The sequence below is a fragment of the Paraburkholderia phenazinium genome, from assembly GCF_900100735.1.
In the GTDB taxonomy this organism is placed as follows: Bacteria; Pseudomonadota; Gammaproteobacteria; order Burkholderiales; family Burkholderiaceae; genus Paraburkholderia; species Paraburkholderia phenazinia.
In genome coordinates, this window is sequence record NZ_FNCJ01000018.1 from 18332 (window position 1) to 38254 (window position 19923).

Annotated in this window: 17 protein-coding genes; 10 read left to right on the forward strand and 7 right to left on the reverse strand. The window is 62.4% G+C overall.

Annotation, left to right across the window (positions count from 1 at the left end; genetic code table 11):
* Window positions 1-232: 232 nt before the first annotated feature.
* Complete coding sequence (locus BLQ92_RS30160) at window positions 233-634, forward strand: hypothetical protein (protein ID WP_244106112.1); 402 nt, start codon at window positions 233-235, stop codon at window positions 632-634.
* Window positions 635-673: 39 nt separating this feature from the next.
* Here the strand turns inward: BLQ92_RS30160 and BLQ92_RS30165 are convergent, their stop codons facing one another.
* Complete coding sequence (locus tag BLQ92_RS30165) at window positions 674-1810, reverse strand: TDT family transporter (RefSeq protein WP_090690714.1); 1137 nt, start codon at window positions 1808-1810, stop codon at window positions 674-676.
* 163 nt (window positions 1811-1973) lie between these two features.
* Here BLQ92_RS30165 and BLQ92_RS30170 point away from each other — a divergent pair, with 163 nt between their 5' ends.
* The 3 genes from BLQ92_RS30170 (at window position 1974) to BLQ92_RS30180 (ending at window position 4440) form a co-directional block, all read left to right on the forward strand.
* Entirely contained in the window at window positions 1974-2864 is an 891-nt protein-coding gene (locus tag BLQ92_RS30170; protein WP_090690717.1) for a LysR substrate-binding domain-containing protein, read from the forward strand.
* A 110-nt stretch (window positions 2865-2974) separates the two neighbouring features.
* On the forward strand, window positions 2975-3988 hold the full coding sequence (locus tag BLQ92_RS30175) for a CPBP family intramembrane glutamic endopeptidase (protein ID WP_143016695.1): 1014 nt from the start codon (window positions 2975-2977) through the stop codon (window positions 3986-3988).
* Complete coding sequence (locus tag BLQ92_RS30180; protein ID WP_175772154.1) at window positions 3985-4440, forward strand: GNAT family N-acetyltransferase; 456 nt, start codon at window positions 3985-3987, stop codon at window positions 4438-4440. The genes BLQ92_RS30175 and BLQ92_RS30180 overlap by 4 nt, the downstream gene beginning before the upstream one ends.
* A 32-nt stretch (window positions 4441-4472) precedes the next feature.
* On the opposite strand, the gene BLQ92_RS30185 is transcribed toward BLQ92_RS30180, so the two are convergent.
* Together BLQ92_RS30185 and BLQ92_RS30190 are read right to left on the reverse strand one after the other, a co-directional pair.
* Window positions 4473-5309 (reverse strand): ProQ/FinO family protein, encoded by an 837-nt coding sequence (locus tag BLQ92_RS30185; protein ID WP_341806638.1) that lies wholly within the window; start codon window positions 5307-5309, stop codon window positions 4473-4475.
* 115 nt (window positions 5310-5424) lie between these two features.
* Window positions 5425-6042: a TetR/AcrR family transcriptional regulator gene (locus BLQ92_RS30190; RefSeq protein ID WP_090690727.1), complete on the reverse strand. Its 618-nt coding sequence runs from the start codon at window positions 6040-6042 to the stop codon at window positions 5425-5427.
* Between the two features lie 314 nt (window positions 6043-6356).
* On the opposite strand from BLQ92_RS30190, the gene BLQ92_RS30195 reads away from it, so the two are divergent.
* The 4 genes from BLQ92_RS30195 to BLQ92_RS30210 all read left to right on the forward strand — a co-directional run bounded on the left by BLQ92_RS30195 (window position 6357) and on the right by BLQ92_RS30210 (window position 9582).
* Window positions 6357-6668, forward strand: coding sequence for a hypothetical protein (locus BLQ92_RS30195; RefSeq protein WP_090690731.1), 312 nt, complete (start codon window positions 6357-6359; stop codon window positions 6666-6668).
* 53 nt (window positions 6669-6721) lie between these two features.
* Window positions 6722-7027: a HigA family addiction module antitoxin gene (locus tag BLQ92_RS30200; RefSeq protein WP_090691177.1), complete on the forward strand. Its 306-nt coding sequence runs from the start codon at window positions 6722-6724 to the stop codon at window positions 7025-7027.
* A gap of 218 nt (window positions 7028-7245) precedes the next feature.
* Entirely contained in the window at window positions 7246-8466 is a 1221-nt protein-coding gene (locus BLQ92_RS30205) for an MFS transporter (RefSeq protein WP_090690736.1), read from the forward strand.
* 120 nt (window positions 8467-8586) lie between these two features.
* Complete coding sequence (locus BLQ92_RS30210; protein WP_090690739.1) at window positions 8587-9582, forward strand: aldo/keto reductase; 996 nt, start codon at window positions 8587-8589, stop codon at window positions 9580-9582.
* A 57-nt stretch (window positions 9583-9639) separates the two neighbouring features.
* Here the strand turns inward: BLQ92_RS30210 and BLQ92_RS30215 are convergent, their stop codons facing one another.
* The 4 genes from BLQ92_RS30215 to BLQ92_RS30230 all read right to left on the reverse strand — a co-directional run bounded on the left by BLQ92_RS30215 (window position 9640) and on the right by BLQ92_RS30230 (window position 17147).
* The gene (locus tag BLQ92_RS30215; RefSeq protein ID WP_090691180.1) at window positions 9640-10404 is read right to left on the reverse strand and encodes an ROK family protein; all 765 of its coding nucleotides are present in this window, start codon (window positions 10402-10404) and stop codon (window positions 9640-9642) included.
* Between the two features lie 222 nt (window positions 10405-10626).
* Window positions 10627-12228, reverse strand: a complete 1602-nt coding sequence (gene zwf, locus BLQ92_RS30220; RefSeq protein WP_090690742.1) for a glucose-6-phosphate dehydrogenase — start codon at window positions 12226-12228, stop codon at window positions 10627-10629.
* Window positions 12229-12391: 163 nt separating this feature from the next.
* Window positions 12392-15115: an MGH1-like glycoside hydrolase domain-containing protein gene (locus BLQ92_RS30225; protein WP_090690745.1), complete on the reverse strand. Its 2724-nt coding sequence runs from the start codon at window positions 15113-15115 to the stop codon at window positions 12392-12394.
* Window positions 15116-15185: 70 nt separating this feature from the next.
* Window positions 15186-17147, reverse strand: a complete 1962-nt coding sequence (locus BLQ92_RS30230; protein WP_090690748.1) for an amylo-alpha-1,6-glucosidase — start codon at window positions 17145-17147, stop codon at window positions 15186-15188.
* A 213-nt stretch (window positions 17148-17360) separates the two neighbouring features.
* On the opposite strand from BLQ92_RS30230, the gene BLQ92_RS30235 reads away from it, so the two are divergent.
* Window positions 17361-17720: a hypothetical protein gene (locus BLQ92_RS30235; protein WP_090690750.1), complete on the forward strand. Its 360-nt coding sequence runs from the start codon at window positions 17361-17363 to the stop codon at window positions 17718-17720.
* Window positions 17721-17780: 60 nt separating this feature from the next.
* A complete protein-coding gene (locus tag BLQ92_RS30240) occupies window positions 17781-19910 on the forward strand; it encodes a phosphocholine-specific phospholipase C (protein WP_090690752.1) in 2130 nt (709 codons plus the stop codon).
* The last annotated feature ends 13 nt before the right edge of the window (window positions 19911-19923 follow it).

Sequence of the window (19923 nt, forward strand, 5' to 3'; positions counted from 1 at the left end):
GTCGCGCGCGGTGCGCTTTGGTGCTCTCTGATGCGCTTACGCGCGGGAACCGGACGGCTGCGGCCTTACCTCCCCTTACCAACACTCAAGTTAGGTTCCTGCAAGGTCGAAAAGACAGGCAAGGCGAGATCGCACCGATAACACGGGTTGTCCGCCACGCTGCCATCGCAGGGCGGTGTGGCCACTGCGCCCAACCGGGCGGCCCGGGATAAAAGGATGAGGAAGGATTGCCATGCAAATCAGCAACGCTGCGTCGTCACCTACGCTGACACCATCGGGGACTAGCGGCACCACCACACCGGACTCCGACTCGGCTACGGCGTCCGTGACCAGCGCTGACGCAACGTCGACCGATACGTCATCAACATCAGCAGCCCCTAGCCCAAGCCAGGACGCAGCCGTGAACATCTCGCCCGAGGGCGCAGCGATCGCGGCGCAGGATCCCGGCACTGCGGATACCTCGGACGACCCCGGCAACACGGCTAACGTTTCGCCACTCAAGTCGTTCACTTACGGCACGTTGGGACTCGAGCGCCCCGACCAGGCGCAAGACAATCGCAATCCGTTCTATACCGCTGGCCGTTGGCTGGCTGCGGGGCTCACGATCGGGGGCATCATTTCGCTGCTGGTGTGACGGCAGGCTTAAGGTTACAAATATGGTTGCTGGCACAACTTAACGGACCAACGCGAGACACGGTGCATTGAAGAGACGACCCTGCGTGAACTCACGAATCGTCTTCGACAGCACCACCATCCACAAGCCACCCAGCGCAGCCGCCAGCACAACGCCAATCACAGCGAAGCCACTGAAGCCCGTGATGCGATAGAGGTTCAGCGTAGCCAGCGTGTAGACCCCGATCGGGAAGGTGAAGCCCCACCAGCCGAGATTGAACGGCAGACCTTCACGGCGATAGCGCCACATGAAGAGCACGGCAATCGCGAACCACCAAAGGCCCACACCCCACAGCAGCAAACCACCAACCACACCGAAGTCCCTCGCGATGAGCGCCACACTGGCGAGTGAAGTACCCGCAAATGCGCCCGAAGCAGCTTGCCCAAGTGTCAGCAATCCCAGCGCACCCGTCCCGATCGGACCCAGCGTCAACCAGCTCGACGGAACCAGATCGCGGTGCGGCAGCTTGTGAATCACGAGCCGGAAGAACACCAGCGTCAGCACAGCGAACGCCAGCGGCACCGAGATCGCCCACAGCACATAACCGGCGCCGGTCACGAGGCGCGCCGTTTCGAGCGGCAGATGCGGCGCCAGCACAGCGGCACTCGACGCAGCCACTTCCGGCGCGACGATCGGCAACAGCAGGACAGCGGTCAGACGCTCGAACGCATGGCTTTGCTCCGTGAACATCAGGTACGGCACGGCTACCGCTACCACGACCGCGAGCAGCGCATCGAAGCACCACAGCGCAGAGGCCAGCGTGTAAACGCTAGCGCCGAAGTGCGGACCGGCGAACAGCACGATGCCGTTGATGATCGGCGCCAGTCCCATGGGGATCGCACCGAGGAACATAGACTGCAAGGGGTGATGCAGCAGCGGCTTCACCGTCTCCGGGTAGAAGATCCAGCGCGCCGCGAACATCCCGGCGAACACGGCATACAGACCGATATCCACGCACCAGAGCGACTCGGCCAACGCCCGCTGGCCGCTGAAGTGCAGCGGCAGCGCCATCAGCACGAGAAAGACGATGCCGTTGCCCATCGTGACCGCAAACCAGTTCGGCGTGAACTGACGCACCTTGTCGGAAAAGGGCTGCGCGCCGGAAGCGCGGGTGCCTGCGATTGAATTGGTGTTCATCATCATCTCCGTTAGAGAACCCATGACCGAACTTTAGGCTCGCGCAACCCATATGAAAAATACATGTTTAGTATCTGTGCGATGCCTTTTTGATATACATTGATCCCAAGCCCGATTCGCCGGCGCTGCAACCTGCCGCCAACCCCACACAGGCATTCATACCGTGAACTTCACCCACTTGCTCGCTTTCTTCGAAGTGGCCCGCGCCGGCAGCGTCAGTGCCGGCGCCGAACGGCTGCGCGTCAGCCAGCCTGCGGTCACGCGCGAAATCCGTGAACTGGAAGAGCGGCTCGGGCTGATCCTGTTCGACCGCTTGCCGCGCGGCATCGCGCTCACCGAAGCGGGGAAGCTGCTGTTCGGCTACGCCGAGCGGATCTTCGCGCTCTCCGACACCGCGCAAGCCGAATTGAAGGAGCTAGCTGGTTTGAGCGCCGGACAACTGAGCATCGGCGCGAGTGCAACCGTAGGCGCCTATCTGGTGCCGGACATGATTGCGCGCTTCAACGTAAGCCATCCGAAAGTTGGCATCGACCTCGCCGTCACCAATACCGAGCATGTCGAACAGAGCTTGCGCGACCACACGGTGTCGCTCGGCTTCGTGGAAGGTCCCTACGACGACAGCATCCTGCACACGCACCCGATCGGCGCCGACGAGATCGTCGCTGTCGCAGCGGCTGCGCATCCGCGCGCCGGACAACGATTGCGGGCACGCGATCTCGCCGAACGCGTCGTGATTCTGCGCGAGCCCGGTTCGGGGACGCGCGCCGTCGTCGAAGAAGCGTATGCGCGTATCGGCCTGCACATCGAGCCGCTGATGTCGATCAGCGATACGGTCGCTATCAAACGCATGCTGCTCGCGCAGCACGCCATTGCGTATGTCTCGTCGCTGAGCATCAGGGACGAGGTCCGCCGCGGCGAGCTAAGCATCCTCGATGTACGCGACCTGCGCATCGAGCGCCCGCTCAACATGGTCTGGCTCAAAGGGCGGACGCTCTCACCGAGTACCCAGGCGTTTGTCGATCTGGTGCGGGAAGAGTTACAGTTACGCGCCTAAGCTCGTCGCGCATGATGCACCACGCATCGACAACACGGTCACCTGATCGAAACCGTGAGCGCAAGGCGTAGCTGAGCCCTTGCATCGTCGTCAATTTAACGGAGGCTTTTTTGGACGACTCCCTCATGCAGTCTGCGGAACAAAGCAAAAACGACACACCTGCAGCGCGGCGCAAACAACGGTTGCGCTGGGTCTTCCTGGGCCCGAATGGAATCCGGGCCGGCTGGGGCATCGTGGTGTTCATAGCGGCGTTCATGGCAGTCAACTTCTGCGTTTCGAAGCTGTTGCACTTTTTCTTCGGACACATCCCTCATAGCGCAACCGATCTATCGATGCCGACGTTCTACCTCGGCGAGTGCTCCTTGCTCATCTGTCTGGCCGGCGCAGTCGCCGTGGTATCGACCATCGAGCGGCGTTCGATACTGTCGTTCGGCCTGCAAGGCTCCGCTGGATGGGCACGCTTCGCAGGCGGCCTGATCTGCGGGTTCGGTGCGATCAGCCTGGTAGTGCTGATTTTCCTGCAGATGCATCTGCTGACACTCGACCCACCCTCGACGCATGGCGCAACGCTCTGGACGCACGGAATCGCGTGGGGTGGCGCGTTTCTGCTGGTGGCGCTCGCCGAGGAGTCGGCGCTGCGTGGATATCTGCAATACACGCTGACACGCGGCGTGGGCTTCTGGTGGGGCGCGTTGCTGCTCTCGATCCTGTTCGGCGGCCTACACGGCTCCAATCCCGGCGAAACACCGGTGGGACTCATTTCCGCAGGCGGCTTCGGCATCGTGCTATGCCTGAGTCTCTGGTACACGGGCTCGCTGTTTTGGGCGATTGGCTTTCATGCGGCGTGGGACTGGGGGCAATCGTACTTCTATGGCACCTCCGATAGCGGCACGTTGCTGGAGACTCGTCTCTATACCGCACACCCGCTCGGCAACATCCTCTTGAGCGGCGGCAAAACCGGCCCGGAAGGCAGCTTGCTAGTCCTGGTGCTGCTGGTCGTAATGGGGCTGGCGATGTGGTTATGGTGGGGACGCCGGACCACCTCGCCGTTCAGCGGCAGCGGCTGGCGGCCGGCGCGCACCGGCAATCGCGAGCCCCGCTTCTTCTCCAAAGCCACGAGATGAAAATTGAAGACATTCAGGCCTCCGATGCATCGAGCCTCGAACCGATGATGCTGCATACGATCAGGACGAGCGTACGGGTTGACGAGGTCGAAATGGTTGCCGTGGTTGCGAATGTTCTCGCCAACATGCGCTGGGCATTCGACCATGCGCAACAGTGCGTCCACCTGAAATGCGTCGATGAAGGGCGCATCGTCGGTGTCGTGCTGGTAAAGAATTTCTGGAACCTATGCAGTCTGTTTGTGGATCCTGACTACCATCGGCGTGGCCTGGGTCGCAGGCTGATCGAGGCCGCCGTCGAACAGTGTGCGCCACGTAACGAGCGATCGTATCTGCAGGTCAACGCGGCGCCGAATGCCGTCGCGTTTTACCGGTCGCTGGGGTTTGCAAAGCTGGAAGGTGCGAAGGGATTCGGCACGAGTACGCCGATGGCGCTGCCGCTAAGCGCCCAGTAGGGCGTGGCGCGGCAGCGTTGTGACGCAGCGGGTTATTGGGCCGCGCTGTCTTGCTGAGCTTCTTGCTGAGGAGCGGCGTTCTGTTCAGCGGTGCTGTCTTGCTGAGCTGCTTGCTCTTGCTGCACGGCGCTTGCTTGAGCAGCGTCGCCTTCCTGCGCGACGGCTGCTTGCTTCGCCGCACCGTCTTGCTCAGCCACGACTGCTTGCTGTGCAGCGCCTTCTTGCGCAGCCGCACCGCCCTGTTGCGCGGTACCGCCTTGCGCAGCATTCTTCGTCTTTTGCCGCTTGGCTTGCAATCCACGCGCGCGCGCCGCTTCCGCCGGCAGCACTTGACCGGCATCCTGACCGTTCAGGTCCACACGCATTGCGTTGTCGACAACGCATGCCCAATAACGGCTACCCCAGCACCAGACCTTGATGGCCTCGCGCAGGGCTGCTTCGTCCAGGCCGAGCTCTGCGGAGTGCTCGAGCAGATCCTTGAAAATGCCGACCTTCAGCGGCACTTTCGGCGCTGGATTCTTGGGGAATGCCTTCGGGAAGCGCTTTTGCAGCTTGCCGATAGACAGCACCACCGGATCGACCGGTTTCGACTTCTGCGCGGGTGCGGTGCGCGCTGCCGTGGGCGCAGTGCGGCCCGGCTTGGCGTGCTTCGCGGCGTCGGTCTGCCTGGCCGGCTTCGCTGCGTCAGCCTGCTTGGCTGGCCTCGCTGGCTTGGCTTGCTTCGCTTGCCTGGCTACGCGTTTCTCTTCAGCCTGTTTCGCCAGCTGGTCTTTCAGTGCAGCGAGTTGTTCAAAGCCCATGATGCAGTCTACGACGAGGAAAATGCGTGGATTGTAGCAGTTCGAACGGAAAACCATATTTGCACGCATGGCGCATCGCCATACGCCGCGCGCCTCGCCGTCCCGCCGCCGGTGGGCGCCATGAGCCGCATCGCCTCACGATGCGGCGTGATTCTGTGCGAGCCGCGCAGCCGCTTGTCCAGCACTATGTGCCCGCGTCCATCTGCGCCGACAGCAGATAGACGCGCACAAGCTGCCTGATTTCCGCCTGGAGCAAGCGGCGTGCCGCTGGTTTTTCACCGGCGAAGGCAGACACGCCCTTGAGCAGATGCAGAAGAACGACGGCCATGGTTTCGGATTTTGCTTTAGTCATCGCTGGAATGACCGTGCGCAAAACGCCCGCCAAGCCGTCGCGCATTGCCTGGCGAAACTTCACGCGCCGCTCGTCGCTGCCGCCGCGCGCATCGAGCAGCGCGATCGCAAAACTACGCTGAGATTGCAGCGACACCATGAAATCCACCAGCGCGTCGGCCAACACGTCGAGCGTCATCGCCGGCGCCCGCGCCGCAAGCGCCACGAAGCGCTCGGTCACGTGCTGCGCATAGTTGACCAGCAAGGCATCGGCAAGGACTTCCTTGGATGGAAAAAACCGGTACAGCGAACCGATTGCCGTGTCCGAGCGGGCCGCGATCTCGGTCATCGTGGCAGCGTCGTACCCCTTTTCCGTGAACACGGCGACGCCGGCTTCCATGATCGCCGCGACGCGCAGGTGGCCGCGCTGCCGCTTCGGTTCGTGTGCGCTCGTGGCGGGTGTGGTTGGCATGTCAGTTTGTTCCATCTACCGGTGTTTCGTAAGAATCGCCTCGCATGTTAGCGCTGCGGGTCGGGAACACCCAAACTTTGTGACGGCACGCACAGGCGGCAGCCCCAATCCAATCTACCCACCGCATTGGCGAGGTTTGACTTATGCGAGGGTACCCTCTAATATCGTATGCGAGGATATCCTCGCATATCTACACACGCCGGCCGTGTTCGACTGTTTGCATTGCCGTTCTTGTCAGCGGCATGAAAGCAGTCTTGCCGCGCCCGACGCTTACGGCGCCCGGCGGATTTCCACTCTTTCCCTCAAGTGATCTCATGCACTACGTCGCCGCTTTTTTTGCCGGGGCCTTTCTCTGCAATTGCCTCCCCCACCTGATCGCAGGCCTGCAGGGCATGCCGTTTCCCACTCCCTTTGCCAAACCACATGGCGTCGGCGACTCCTCGGCATCCGTCAACTTTCTGTGGGGATTTTTTAATCTGCTGGTGGCTCTTTACCTGTTTTCGCTCCACCCATTCACATTGGCGCTCACGCCCGAGCTGATTGCGCCGCTCGCCGGTGCGCTGTCGCTCGGACTGTGGATGTCGGTGCATTTCGGCAAAGTCTGGCGGGACAAGCACGCCAGATGACAAGCAGCGCTTGTCAGTTGACGAACACTGTATTCGTCGATATTGTTCAGTCCATGGCCGATTCAGAATTCATCCACCCGGGCATTACCGTCCGGCAGAACTGCCTTGAGCGGTTCAATTTGACCGTCACCGAGGGTGCGCTGGTTCTGGGCGTCAGTCGGCAGGCTTTAACCAATCTGTTGAGCGGCAAGGCAGGCATCTCCCCGGAGATGGCCCTGCGACTCGACAAGGCGTTCGGCGGCGGCGCTGAAACCTGGTTGCAAAGGCAAGTGCTTCACGATCTCGCAAAGGCGCGCCTGCGGCTCGACGAACTCAACGTCGTGCCAATGGTCAACGCTCAACAACCGGCGTTGTTCTAAACCCCGGCTCATCGACGATCGGCAAGATCCGCGTTACCCGTAACACCCGTTGGCAAACTGCATCGAACCCTTGAGCGATCCGGGGTTCGCGCCGTCTCATCCATATTTTTAGTATTCCTCATCTAACTATTCGAAATGCTTCGAAGGCATTGTTGCGTCCTGCTGTTTTAGCACGGGCCGCGGCGAGCTTTAGATCTACAAACATACTGAGAGTGAATATGTCGAGCAATCGCCGCTTCTATACCTTCCTCACCGGGAGTTTCTTTGCGAGCTTTGGTGGCTGGATTAACTTTCTCGCGATTCTCAACATCGCCACCTTTCGTTTTAACGCCAATCCGTTCGATCTGGTCATCCTCAGCGCGGCCTTGCTGGCGCCGCCGATTTTGCTGACGCGCAGCATCAGCCGGGTCTGCGAGCGTTATGCGGGTACGCGGGTTCTGGTGGTCGCTCTCGCGCTCACGCTGGGCACGACCGCAGCGCTGCTTTGGGTCGGCAATTTCGTCACCTTTTTGCTGGTTGTCGCGCTGAAATCGGCGGCGCTCGGCTTTACCGATCCGGCCGAGACCGTGTACGTCACCACTAGCGTCGCAGAAGCGCAGCAAAGCCGCGCGTTCCGGCTGCTGAACCTGGCACAGAGCATGGCGAAAATCTGCGCGCCGGCGGTCGGTGGCATCGTCGGCGCGTGGGCCGGCGACAATCGCACGATGCTGGTGTCGATCGTCTTCATCGCGGCGGCCATCGTCATGATGCTCGCCTCGGCGTCGCGTGCCAAAACGGCGCCTGCTGCATCCACCTCCGACACCGGGAAAGCGGCTCCGCGCGTGCGCTTCGGCGGCCCTATCATGCCGCTGCTGCTATGCGTCGGCATTTACTTTGCGCTGGCCGCAGCCGTCAACAATCAGTTTCCGCTGATGCTGCGCAACCAGGGGTTCGACAAATCCGTGCTCGGCATCCTAGTCTCCTGTTCTGCCTTGGGCGGCGTGCTCGGCAGTTTGTTGCCAATGGGGCGCAACGCGAAGCAAGCCGGTCTGGGCACGCTGCTCGCGCCTGCCTTCGCCTCCTGCGCCCTGTTCATCGCAATTGGCGGGATCTTCCGGCTGCCGTTGCGCCCGGCCGAACTGATGCTGGCCTCTGCGTTCTTTGCGACTGGCCTCGCGGGTGCGCGTTTCAGAGTCGAGTGCCGGCTGTTTATTGCCCGGCGGCTCGCGGACCAGGTCGCGGGCGCCAGCGCAACGCTGCAGTCTGCCGGGATGTGCATGCAGTTCGTTGCGCCCTGCATCGGCGCAGTGCTGACCAGCCTGCTCTCTACGAGCGATGTGTTTATCGTGCTCGGCGGTTTCTCGGCCGTCTGCCTCGCCGTGGTGGCGATGCGCTTTGGCAAGCAGCCGCACACGGTCGAGCCGGCCGCTGAACCGGCCGCTGCGGCTGTGCCCGACTGAGGCGTAGGCGGACACCGCACGCGCCGCGCCGCTTGCCACCCCGCCAACGCGACTCCGCGATAAGCGCTATGCTTTTCGCTTCACGCATCTGGCAGCCTTGTTCCTCTCGCGGAGTCCACCATGCAATACCGTAAATTCGGCCGCACTGGCCTGAGCGTTTCACGTCTGTGTCTCGGCACGATGACTTTCGGCTTGCAAACCGAAGAGTCCGTTTCGCATCGCATCCTCGACAAAGCGGCGGAAGCCGGCGTCAACTTCATCGACACGGCCGACGTCTACCCGCTAGGCGGCGGCGAAGATCTCGCGGGACGCACCGAAGAAATCGTCGGACGCTGGCTGAAGGGCAAACGCGAGCGCTTTATCGTCGCCTCCAAGGCGGTGGGCAAGGTTGGACCGTCGCCGTGGGACCAGGGCGCCTCGCGCAAGCATCTGCTCGATGCGATCGACGCCTCGTTGCGCCGTCTCGGTACCGACTACGTCGACCTGTACCAGTTGCACTCCGACGACCAGGAGACTCCGCTCGACGAAACGCTGGAAGCGCTCGATGTGATCGTGCGTTCGGGCAAGGCGCGCTATGTGGGCGTTTCGAATTTTCTGGCGTACCGCCTGGCGCGGGCCTTGGGACGCGCCGATGTACTGCGCGTGGCCCGCTTCGTCTCCGTGCAGCCGCGCTATAACCTGCTGTTCCGGCAAATCGAGCGCGAGTTGCTGCCACTAGCCGGTGAAGAACAGCTCGCGGTGATGCCGTACAACCCGCTGGCTGGCGGTCTGCTGACCGGCAAGCACCGGCACGACACGCAGCCTTCGTCCGGCCGCTTTACGGCAACGGTCGGCAAGGCCGGCGAGGTGTATCAGCAGCGCTACTGGCATCAGCGCGAATTCGAAACCATCGACAAGCTGCGTGAGATTGCCGAGAAGGCTGGCACCTCGCTGACGAAAACCTCGGTTGCGTGGGTGCTGGCGAATCCGCTGATTACCTCGGCAATCCTCGGCGCGAGCAACCCCGATCAACTGACGGACACGCTCAGTGCCGTCGACCTGACGCTCGATGCCGAGCTCAAGGCGCAACTCGACGATGCGACGCACGAGTACCGCTGGGGCGACGCCGCGCGTTAATGCGTGTATTCGGCTTGTATGCCGCTTGCGTGCGCAACGAACTGTTGCGCACGCACCTCATTTGAACACGCCAGTGCGCTGAGTCGCTTCCGGCAGTTGCCGGGTCTCGCGCAACGAGCGCGGATGCCAGAGTTTCGCGCCCCCTTCAATCCCCGCGTCGTTCGAAACAACGGCCACGTTGTCCGGCAACTTGAAGGTCAGGCGCGCGGCATTGCCACCGCCAATCCAGAGCTTGTCATAGTTCACCAACGACGCAAGAATGCCGATCACCTTCTCGACGCGGCGATTCCAGCGCTTGTTGCCCGCCTTCATGCGCGCCGCGTCGCCGATGTATTCGTCGTAAGCTCGGTTCTTGCTAACCGGGTGATGCGCCAGTTCCAGATGCGGCATCAACTCGCCGTCGCGAAACAGCGCCGTGCCCGCGCCGGTGCCAAGCGTCAGCACGAATTCGATGCCGTGACCTTCGATGACGGCGAAGCCTTGCACCTCGGCGTCGTTGATCATGCGCACCGGCAAGCCGCCCAACCGCGTGGCCAGCGATTCGGCGAGCGGGATATCGTGCCAACCCTCGTTGCCGAAGTGCGGCGCAGTCAGCACGCGGTTGTTACGCACCACGCCCGGGAAACCGATCGAGATGCGCGTCGGCGGATGCTCGGCAAGCAGCGGCTGAACCAGTTGCACGAGCGTGTCGACCAGTTGCTCGGGCGTGCAAGGATGCGGCGTCGCCACGCGCAGACGATCCGTGAGCATCTTGCCGTGCGCGTCGATGATGGCGGCCTTCAGCCCGGTGCCACCTACATCGATGGCGAGGATCTGCTCCACGCCATGCTTCGCGACCGGCTTGGCGCCACGCTTCGCGGCGCTCTTAACGCTGGCCTTAGCGCCGCGTCCAGCGCCGCTCTTCGCCGCACTCTTGGTGGCCGGTTTAACGATCGCACGCTTTACCGGACTTTTAGCAGCGCCGGCAGCACTATTCTTGACGCTAGCTTTCACATTAGTCTTACGTGTCGCCACGGTGGTCCCCTGGTGGTGTGTGGTTAGGCGTTACTTTTTTGCGTCCGCATCCTTGCTCAAAGGACGCCATGCGTGGCCGTTGCGCGCCAGCAGCGCATCCGCTTCGACTGGACCTTCGCTGCCTGCCGGGTAGCCGTACACGGGCAGCGGACTGCCTTTCGGATGCAGCACGTCGTCCACGGCGGCCCAACACGTCTCGATGCTATCGGCGCGCTGAAACAGCGTCTCGTCGCCTAGCATGCAGTCGTACAACAAGGTTTCGTAGCCGACATTCGGCTGTTCCTCGAAAAAATCGCCATAGTTGAACGACGACTGCACGGCACCCATCTGCATCACAGGCCCGGGCGCCTTCACGTTGAAATCGAAACTGGTGCCATGCGTCGGATCGATCCGCAAGGTCAGCACGTTGGGCGTTAGCGCATCCACGGGGGTATCGCGAAACAGCCTGAACGGCACCGCCTTCAGTTGTACGGAGATCTCCGTGCGGCGCGCCGCGAGCCGCTTGCCGGTGCGCAAATAGAACGGCACGCCGGCCCAGCGCCAGTTTTCGATAAACACGCGCGCGGCCGCATAGGTTTCGGTCTGGCTGTCGGTTGCCACATTCGGCTCCTCGCGATAGCCCGAGCCCGCCGGTCCCTTTCCGTACTGCCCGAATACGACGTCGTCCGCTTTCAACGGCTGGATCGCGTCGAAGATATCGGCCTTCTTGTCGCGCACCGCTTCGGCGTCGAAGGAATTGGGCGGTTCCATCGCCACCATGCCGAGCAACTGGAACAGGTGGTTCGGCAGCATGTCGCGAAACGCGCCGGTCTGCTCGTAAAACTTGCCTCGCCCTTCCACACCGATCGTTTCGGATGCCGTAATCTGCACGCAGTCGATGTACTCGCGCCGCCAGACCGGCTCGAACAAGGCGTTGGCGAAGCGCACGGCAAGGATGCTCTGCACGGTATCCTTGCCGAGAAAGTGGTCGATACGATAGAACTGTTCCTCTCTCGCATAACTCAGGATATGCGCATTCAAATCGCGGGCTGATGCAAGATCGGTGCCGAACGGCTTCTCGATCACGACGCGGCGGAATCCCGCGCCACCGTCGCCTTCTTTCAGCAAACCGGCCTTGCCGAGGCGTTCGACAATCGGCTTGAAGAAGCGCGAGGTGACCGCGAGATAGAACACCACGTTGCCGCCGGGGGTGTTTTCGAGCTTCTGTTTCAGCTTGGCATACGTGTCATCGCTTTCGAATTCGCCGCTCATATATTCGAGGCGCTGCGCAAGCGTTCCCCACGCTTTGTCATCGAGCTTCGAGGTGTGGAAGGTGCTGGCTTTGTCGGCGGCAAACTGTTGCAGCGCGGCGAACAGTTCATCGCGCCATGCGCCGGTTTCGCCGTCACCGTGATTCACGCCGATGATCTTCATCTGCGCATCGAGCAACCCGTCAACCGTCAGGTTATACAGCGCGGGCATCAGCAGACGTTTGGTGAGATCGCCGCCGGCCCCGAAGATCACCAGCGTGCAAGGCGGCGCCGGGTGTTTGCCGGCCGGAACGATGGGGAGGGCGGCCTGCGCGCCGTTGGCCGGATTGGCGGCGGTGGCGGAGGAGGCGTTTGAATCAGGTGCGTTCGAAGGAGTCGACATGGGGTTCACTTGCTCGAAGGAAGCCAATGGAACGGACGTGGCAATACATAAAAGACCAGGCCCGCCGCCGCACAGTTCAAAAACAGTCGCGAATCGTCTGCCTGCAGGGAGTCTCTGAGGCGCCTCAGACCGTTGCCCTGCCTCTTCAACGCACGACGCCTGCCTACTTGGTGGCCAGCGCCGCTTCAACTTCGCCGGTCGCCGGGACGTTGCCCGCTTCGCCCATCACGCGCGGCTGCAGCAGCAGCGCGACGAGCCCGCTCCAGCCGGTTTGGTGCGAGGCGCCGACGCCACGCCCATTGTCGCCGTGAAAGTATTCGTGGAACAGTACGAGATCGCGTGAACGCGGGTCGGCTTGCAGCAGCGGATACGCCCCCATCACAGGACGCTCGCCGTTGCTGTCCTTGAGAAACAGCGTGGTAGCGCGCCGCGCGAGCTGGTCGGCAATTTCGCTCAACGAGAACTTCTGACCGGAGCCGGTCGGAAACTCGACGCGGAAATCGTCACCGTAATAGCGGTGAAACTCGTAAAGCGACTCGATCAGCAGATAGTTGACCGGCATCCAGATCGGTCCGCGCCAGTTCGAATTGCCGCCGAACACACGCGAATCCGATTCGGCCGGCAGATACTTGACGCAAAAGCGGTCGCCGTTGTGCTTGAACACGAACGGCTGGTCGAGGTGCACCCGAGACAGCGCCCGCACGCCATGATCGGAAAGAAATTCTGACTCGTCGAGCGCGCGGCGCAACAACGCCTTCATGCGGTGCCCACGCAGCAGCGACAGAAGCAGGTTGTTGCCCTTGCCGGGTTCGTTCCAGCGCGACACCAGCTTGGCCAAATCAGGACGGTGTTCGAGAAACCACACCAGCCGCTCGCGCAAGCACGGCAGGCTGCCATGCAGCCTTTCTTCGAGTACATGCACCGCAAAGAGCGGAATCAGGCCGACGATCGAGCGCAAGCGCATCGGCTCGCTGGAGCCATCGGGCAACCTCAGCTTGTCGTAGAAGAATTCGTCTGCGCTGTCCCAGAGGCCCGTGTCGCAGCCGTCGTCGCAACTGACGGCCTCGGCGATGTACAGAAAGTGCTCGAAGAACTTCACGCCGATATCGACAAACACGTGATTGGCAAACGCCAGTTCCAGCGCAATCCGCATCAGATCGAGCGCGTAGGCTGCCATCCAGGCGGTGCCGTCGGCCTGGTCGATGTGGCCGCCGGTCGGCAGCGGCGACGAGCGGTCGAAGATGCCGATGTTGTCGAGCCCAAGAAAGCCGCCCTGGAAAATATTGTGACCGTCGGCGTCCTTACGGTTCACCCACCACGAAAAATTCAGCAACAGCTTGTGAAACACGAGTTCGAGGAAATCGCGGTCGCCTTTACCGGTGAGCGCCCGGTCGATTTCATAGACCCGCCACGCGGCCCACGCATGCACGGGCGGATTGGCGTCGCCGAGCGCCCACTCGTAGGCAGGCATCTGACCGTTGGGATGCTGGTAGCGGTCCTTCACCAGCAACAGCAACTGGCGCTTGGCAAACTCCGGATCGATCAGCGCGAACGCCGCCGCGTGAAACGCCAGATCCCACGACGCGTACCACGGGTACTCCCACTTATCGGGCATCGAGACGATGTCCGCATTGCACAGATGACGCCAGTCGGCGTTGCGGCCGTGCTTGCGGCTCGCGGGCGGCGTGGGTTGCGCCGGATCGCCTTCGAGCCAGCGCTGCACATCGAACTGGTAGTACTGCTTCGACCACAGCATGCCGGCCAGCGCCTGCCGTTGTACGAGCCGCACATCCGGATCGTGCATGTCGTGCTGCAACGCCGCATAGAACGCGTCGGCTTCGGCGAGGCGGCGGGCAAACAAGGCCTCGGCGTCGAGCGGCACGTCATCCGGCGCGGATTCCGGGCGCCAGCGCAAATAGACCACGGCACGTCCATGCGGCGCCAGTTCGAGCGGCACATGCGCTGCGGCCTTGCTGCCTGTGTCGGTGCGCACCGCTTGAGTGTCGCCGCCGACGAGGTAATCGTTGATGCCGTCCTTGAACGGCCCCGCGCTATCCATGCCGAAAAGGCGCTTGACGTTGGTGTCGTTCTCGCAGAAGAGCCAGGTCAGTGAGGGCGTGTCGTTCGACCACGCAGTGACCACGATCGGGTCATGGCCATGTTGGCGCCCGATCAGATGCGTTTCGCCACGCGCCGTCTGTCTGGAAAGCGACGGCCGGTCTTGCGTGCCCTTCCACGACCAGGTATTGCGCGCCCAGATCTGCGGCAGCACGTCAAGCGAGGCGGACTGGTCCGCGCGATTCTCGACCGTAACGCGCATCACAATGTCGTCAGGCGTGTGCTTGGCGTATTCGATCTGTACGTCGAAATAGCGGCAGTCGTCGAACACACCGGTATCGAGCACTTCGTATTCGGGCATGCCCGCACCGCGCCGGCCGTTTTCCTCTATCAGATCGCTGTATGGAAACGCGGCATGCGGGTACTTGTACAGCATCCGCATATAAGAATGGGTGGGCGTGCCGTCGAGGTAGAAATACAGCTCTTTGACGTCCTCGCCGTGGTTGCCCTGCGCATTGGTGAGACCGAACAGACGCTCCTTGAGAATCGTGTCGTGGCGATTCCAGAGCGCGAGCGAGACGCACCAGTTGAGTTTGTCGTCGCCGAAGCCAGCAATGCCGTCCTCGCCCCAGCGATAGGCGCGGCTGCGCGCATGGTCGTGCGGAAAGTAGTCCCAGGCGGTGCCATCCGGGCTGTAATCCTCGCGCACCGTGCCCCACTGACGCTCGCTCAGATAAGGGCCCCAGCGCTGCCAGTGCGCGCATTCCCGGGAGTGCAGACGGGCGCCTTCGATGGTCGCGAGCAGATTGGCGGCACGCAGCGGGGGCATGGAGCGTTCCCTTGCTTTTCGAGCTTGGCGGTGGGATTCACATCGTAGCGCGTTTTGAGTAACGGGGAGCCTACCCGTTCGCCAGCATCCGCTTCACTCTTAACAATTCTCCCAGCGACCACGCCTGAAACGGCGTGCCGCCAGGTTGATGCGGTGCATCACCGTCGGCGACTTCGCAAACGTGATCGAGGCCATCGTGATCCAGGTGCGCGAGCAGCGGCGCAAGAAAGCGCGTGCGCGCCTGGGCTCGCGCCCCCTCATCCGGTTGATGCACGCGCAACCATGCTTCGACGAACGGGCCGATCAACCACGGCCACACCGTGCCTTGATGATACGCACCGTCCCGCTCCACCGGACTGCCCGCGTAACGTCCTCGATATGCAGGGTCAGACGGGGCCAGTGTGCGCAAGCCGAGCGGCGTCAAGAGATGCGTTTCCACCTGTTCGACCACCGCGCGTGCCACCGCACCTTCGAGCAAGGTAAACGGCAAGCCCCCCACCGCGAAAATCTGGTTGGGACGGATCGAGCGGTCGACCGCGCCCGGCACGTGGTCGACATCGACGTTATCGAACAACGCACCGCTTGCCGGGTCCGTGAAGCGCTGCGCGAATGCCTGCGAGGCGCGCGCCGCCAGATCCTGCCACTGCGGATTCCACGCCGACGCGATGCGCAGCGCGTTGATCCACAACGCCTGTACTTCAACTGGCTTGCCGATGCGTGGCGTCACCACCCAGTCGCCGACCTTCGCATCCATCCACGTCAGTTGCACGCCCGGCACGCCGGCGCTTAGCAGGCCATCGTCAGCGGCGCGAATGCCGAAGCGGGTGCCGCGGCTGTACCCTGTGAGAATCGCCTCGACCGCCTGCTGCAAGCGCTTGCGCGTGGCGTCGCCCGCCTGCTCTGCCGAAAGATAGTCATGCACTGCAACAACGAACCACAGCGAGGCATCGACGGCGTTGTACTCCGGCGCGCTGCCGTAGTCGGGAAAGCGGTTGGGTAGCATCCCTTCGGAGAGCGTATTAGCCCATTCGAGCAGGATCGACTCCGCAGCCTCGTGACGACCGGATGCCAGCAGCAAGCCTCGCATCGCGATGAAGGTATCGCGCCCCCAGTCGGTGAACCAGGGAAACCCGGCGACGACGGTACGGCCCTCGTCCCGTGCCACCAGATAGGCATCGGCCGAGCGATGCAGACGCGAAGGGAACCCGCTACGCCGCGCGTATTCGGTGTCGGCCAGCGTCTTGAAGCGTTCCACTGCCGAGGTGACGCCCGGCTGAGGACCGGCCTGCAGGATCATCAACGCTTCGTTATCGCCGAGCGAGAAGGTAAACACGCCGGGCGTCGCCAGGTCTTCGCTGAAATCGAGGCCACGTTCACGCTCACGCACATAGCAGAAGTTGCGATACCAGTCGGGCGCATGGGCATACGTGCCGTTGCTCGATGCGTGGATGACCGGCAGGTCGCCGTAAGGCTGCCAGCTCACACGGCCATGCGCATCGTCCACATCCGCGTAGAAGTTGAACGCTGCGTTTTCATGGTGCAGCGCGTGGTAGTCGCGGCCCGATAGCAGCGGCCGCACTTTCAGCGTGTAGCGGTGCGCCACGGCATCACTTGATTCGTCGCTTGCTGCGCCGTGCTCGAGGCGCCAACGCAGTGCCGTTTCGCAGCTCGCCTTCGCCACGAAGACCTCTGCAATCAGCACCGCCTCGCCATCGAGCTGGAAGCGCCACGTCGGCCACGGCTGCGTATCGAAGCTGAGCAGGCTCGCGGACGCGTCTGGATACACCACGTCGGGCACATAACGCTGCATGGTGATGGGATAGCGCTTGCCGTCCGCCTCGAGCCACGCTTCGATGCCGTTGACCAGCACGACCCGCCCGCCAGGCGCATGCGTGGCCGCCAGCAGCAACGCGTGGTAGCGGCGTGTGCGCGCCGTGCCGAGCGTCCCCGAGGCGAAGCCGCCAAAGCCATCGGCTTCGAGCCATTCATCGCCGAGCCGGAAGGAATCGAAAGGCTGTTCGATGCGTGTCATTTTTCACTTTCTCATTCAGCAGTCCGATCTTACCGATTTAACAAATGGATGCGGTAAATCTTCCGGTTTTTCCCGTCTTAAGTTTTCGAATACCTTTCTAAAAACACAAAATGCATGCCCGTTTTAGCGACTCCAAAACATTACACACTCTTTCATAATATTTTCTTCAAGTCGCTGGAGACTGCATCCCGCTACCCGAACGAGGATGCAGACATGAGAAGACAGCACGTCGCGGTCACGGCCGCACTCGTTGCACTTACAACCACTTTGCTGAGCGCCTGCGGTCCTGACGACAGCACCTCGGCAAGCGTCGATCAAGGCAACCCAGCGCCCACCGCGGCCCCGACCTCAGGCCATGAAACAAGCCCGACGGTAACACCACAGTCTGCGTTCGGCGCATCGGCCACGCTGACCAGCGCGCCCGACACCGCTGCCACAGCCGCGACAGCCGCCTCGGACAGCGCGGTGCAAAGCGTGCAGGCAAGCCTCGCAGCGGACAGCCAGCAAGTCGCCCCGGTGCTGCACTACGCACCGGGCGACAGCGACCAGAACAGCAACAGCAACAGCAATTGACCACCGGATTCCCCCGGCGCGCCAGACGCGCTATCTTTCCCCCGCAGAAGGTGATAACCAATGACCTCAAATAGCCGTCGCCGTTTCCTGCAGACCGTCGCATCGTCCGCTGGTGCAGCCGCCGCTTTGGCCGCATTCCCTGAATCGATCCGCAATGCGCTGGCTGTACCGGCGAATTCGCGCACCGGCACGATTCAGGATGTCGAGCACATCGTGGTGTTCATGCAAGAGAACCGTTCCTTCGATCACTACCTCGGCCATCTGCGCGGCGTGCGGGGTTATAACGACCGCTTCCCGATTCCGTTGCCGGGCGGCCAGCAGCCGGTGTGGTATCAGCCGTCCAAGGAAAATGCGGCGCAACCGGTGCTGCCGTTCCATCTGAACACGCAGACCACCAGCGCGCAATGCGTGGGCGATCTCGACCACTCGTGGTACCCGACGCACTATGCGATCAACAACGGCGCGTATAACCAGTGGCCGCAGTACAAGACCGACATGACGATGGGCTACTACCTGCGTAGCGACATTCCGTTCCACTACGCACTGGCCGACGCCTTCACGGTTTGCGATGCTTACTTCTGCTCGTTGCCTGGCCCGACTCACCCGAACCGTTCGTATCTGATGACGGGCATGGTGGACCCGAGCGGCACGATGGGCGGCCCGCTGCTCGACAACAACGACTATGTGGACGGCGATGGCCCGCCGAAGTATGCGCTACTCTCGTGGACCACTTACCCCGAACGTCTGCAGGCCGCAGGCATCTCCTGGCAGGTCTATCAGCAGGGTATTAACGGCGACGATCCGCTGAACGGAAACTACGGCACCAACATCCTGCAGAACTTCGTCAACTACATCAACGCGCAGCCGGGCTCCGCGCTGTACGAACGCGCGCAAACGGTGCGCACGATCGCCGATCTGAAGAACGACGTGCTCGCGGGCAATCTGCCGCAGGTCTCGTGGCTGCTGCCGCCGGCCGCTTACTCGGAGCATCCGAGCTACACCCCGGCTTATGGCGCGGAGTACCTCTCGACCATCCTCGATGCGCTGACGTCGAATCCGGAAGTCTGGAGCAAGACGGTCCTGTTCGTCATGTACGACGAGAACGACGGTTTCTTCGACCACGTCGTGCCGCCGCAACCGGCAACGACGCCGGCTCAAGGCCAGTCGACCGTCAGCGTGGAAGGCGAGATTCACAATGTGGTGAACCCTTTGCGCGGCGGCAGCTACACGGCCGACGGCCTGCCCTACGGTCTCGGACCGCGTGTGCCGATGACGATCGTCTCGCCGTGGACCAAGGGTGGCTTTGTGTGCTCGCAGGTGTTCGACCACACCTCGGTGATCCGCTTCATCGAAAAGCGTTTCGGCGTATTTGAGCCGAACATCACGCCATGGCGCCGCGCGGTGTGCGGCGATCTGGTCAAGGCATTCGACTTCCGCACACCGGACGTGACGATGCCGCCGCTGCCGGATACCAGCAACTACATCACCACCGCCAACAACCAGTGCGCGACGAACCCGAAGCCGGTCGTGCCGGCGACGCCGGGTCCGTTCGATCCGCAGGAATCGGGTATCCGGTTTGCTCGTGCGCTGCCGTATGAACTGCATGTGAACGGTCATGTGAGCGTCACGCAGAACACCTTCACGATCGAGCTGGCCAACACCGGCGAGCAAGGCGCGCATTTCTACGTGTACTCCACCAACCGCACCGACGGTCCGTGGCGCTACACGGTCGAAGCGGGCAAGTCGTTAAAGGAGACCTTCGACCTGACCACGACGAGCGGCGTCTACACCTTCGACGTGTACGGCCCGAACGGTTTCGTGCGCAAGTTCGCCGGTAACGCCGCTCAAACGCAGACGCAAAGCGGCAGGCCGTCGCTGCCGGAGGTGCGCACGCACTACGACGTGGCGAACGGCAATGTGTTCCTGAAGTTCACCAACAAGGGCCGCGGCTTTGCGCGCCTGACGGTGATCGACAATGCTTATGGCGCACGCCCGCGCACGATCGTCGTGCCGGGTGGCGCCGAGATCGAAGAGGCATGGGTGCTGGCGTCGAGCCATCATTGGTACGACCTGACTGTCAGCAGCCATGAAGACAGCAGCTACGCTCGCCGCCTTGCCGGTCACGTGGAAACGGGGCGCCCGAGCATCAGCGATCCGGCGGCGGTGGCGCCGACCCTGACGGCAATCTGAAGTCTCTGAGGCG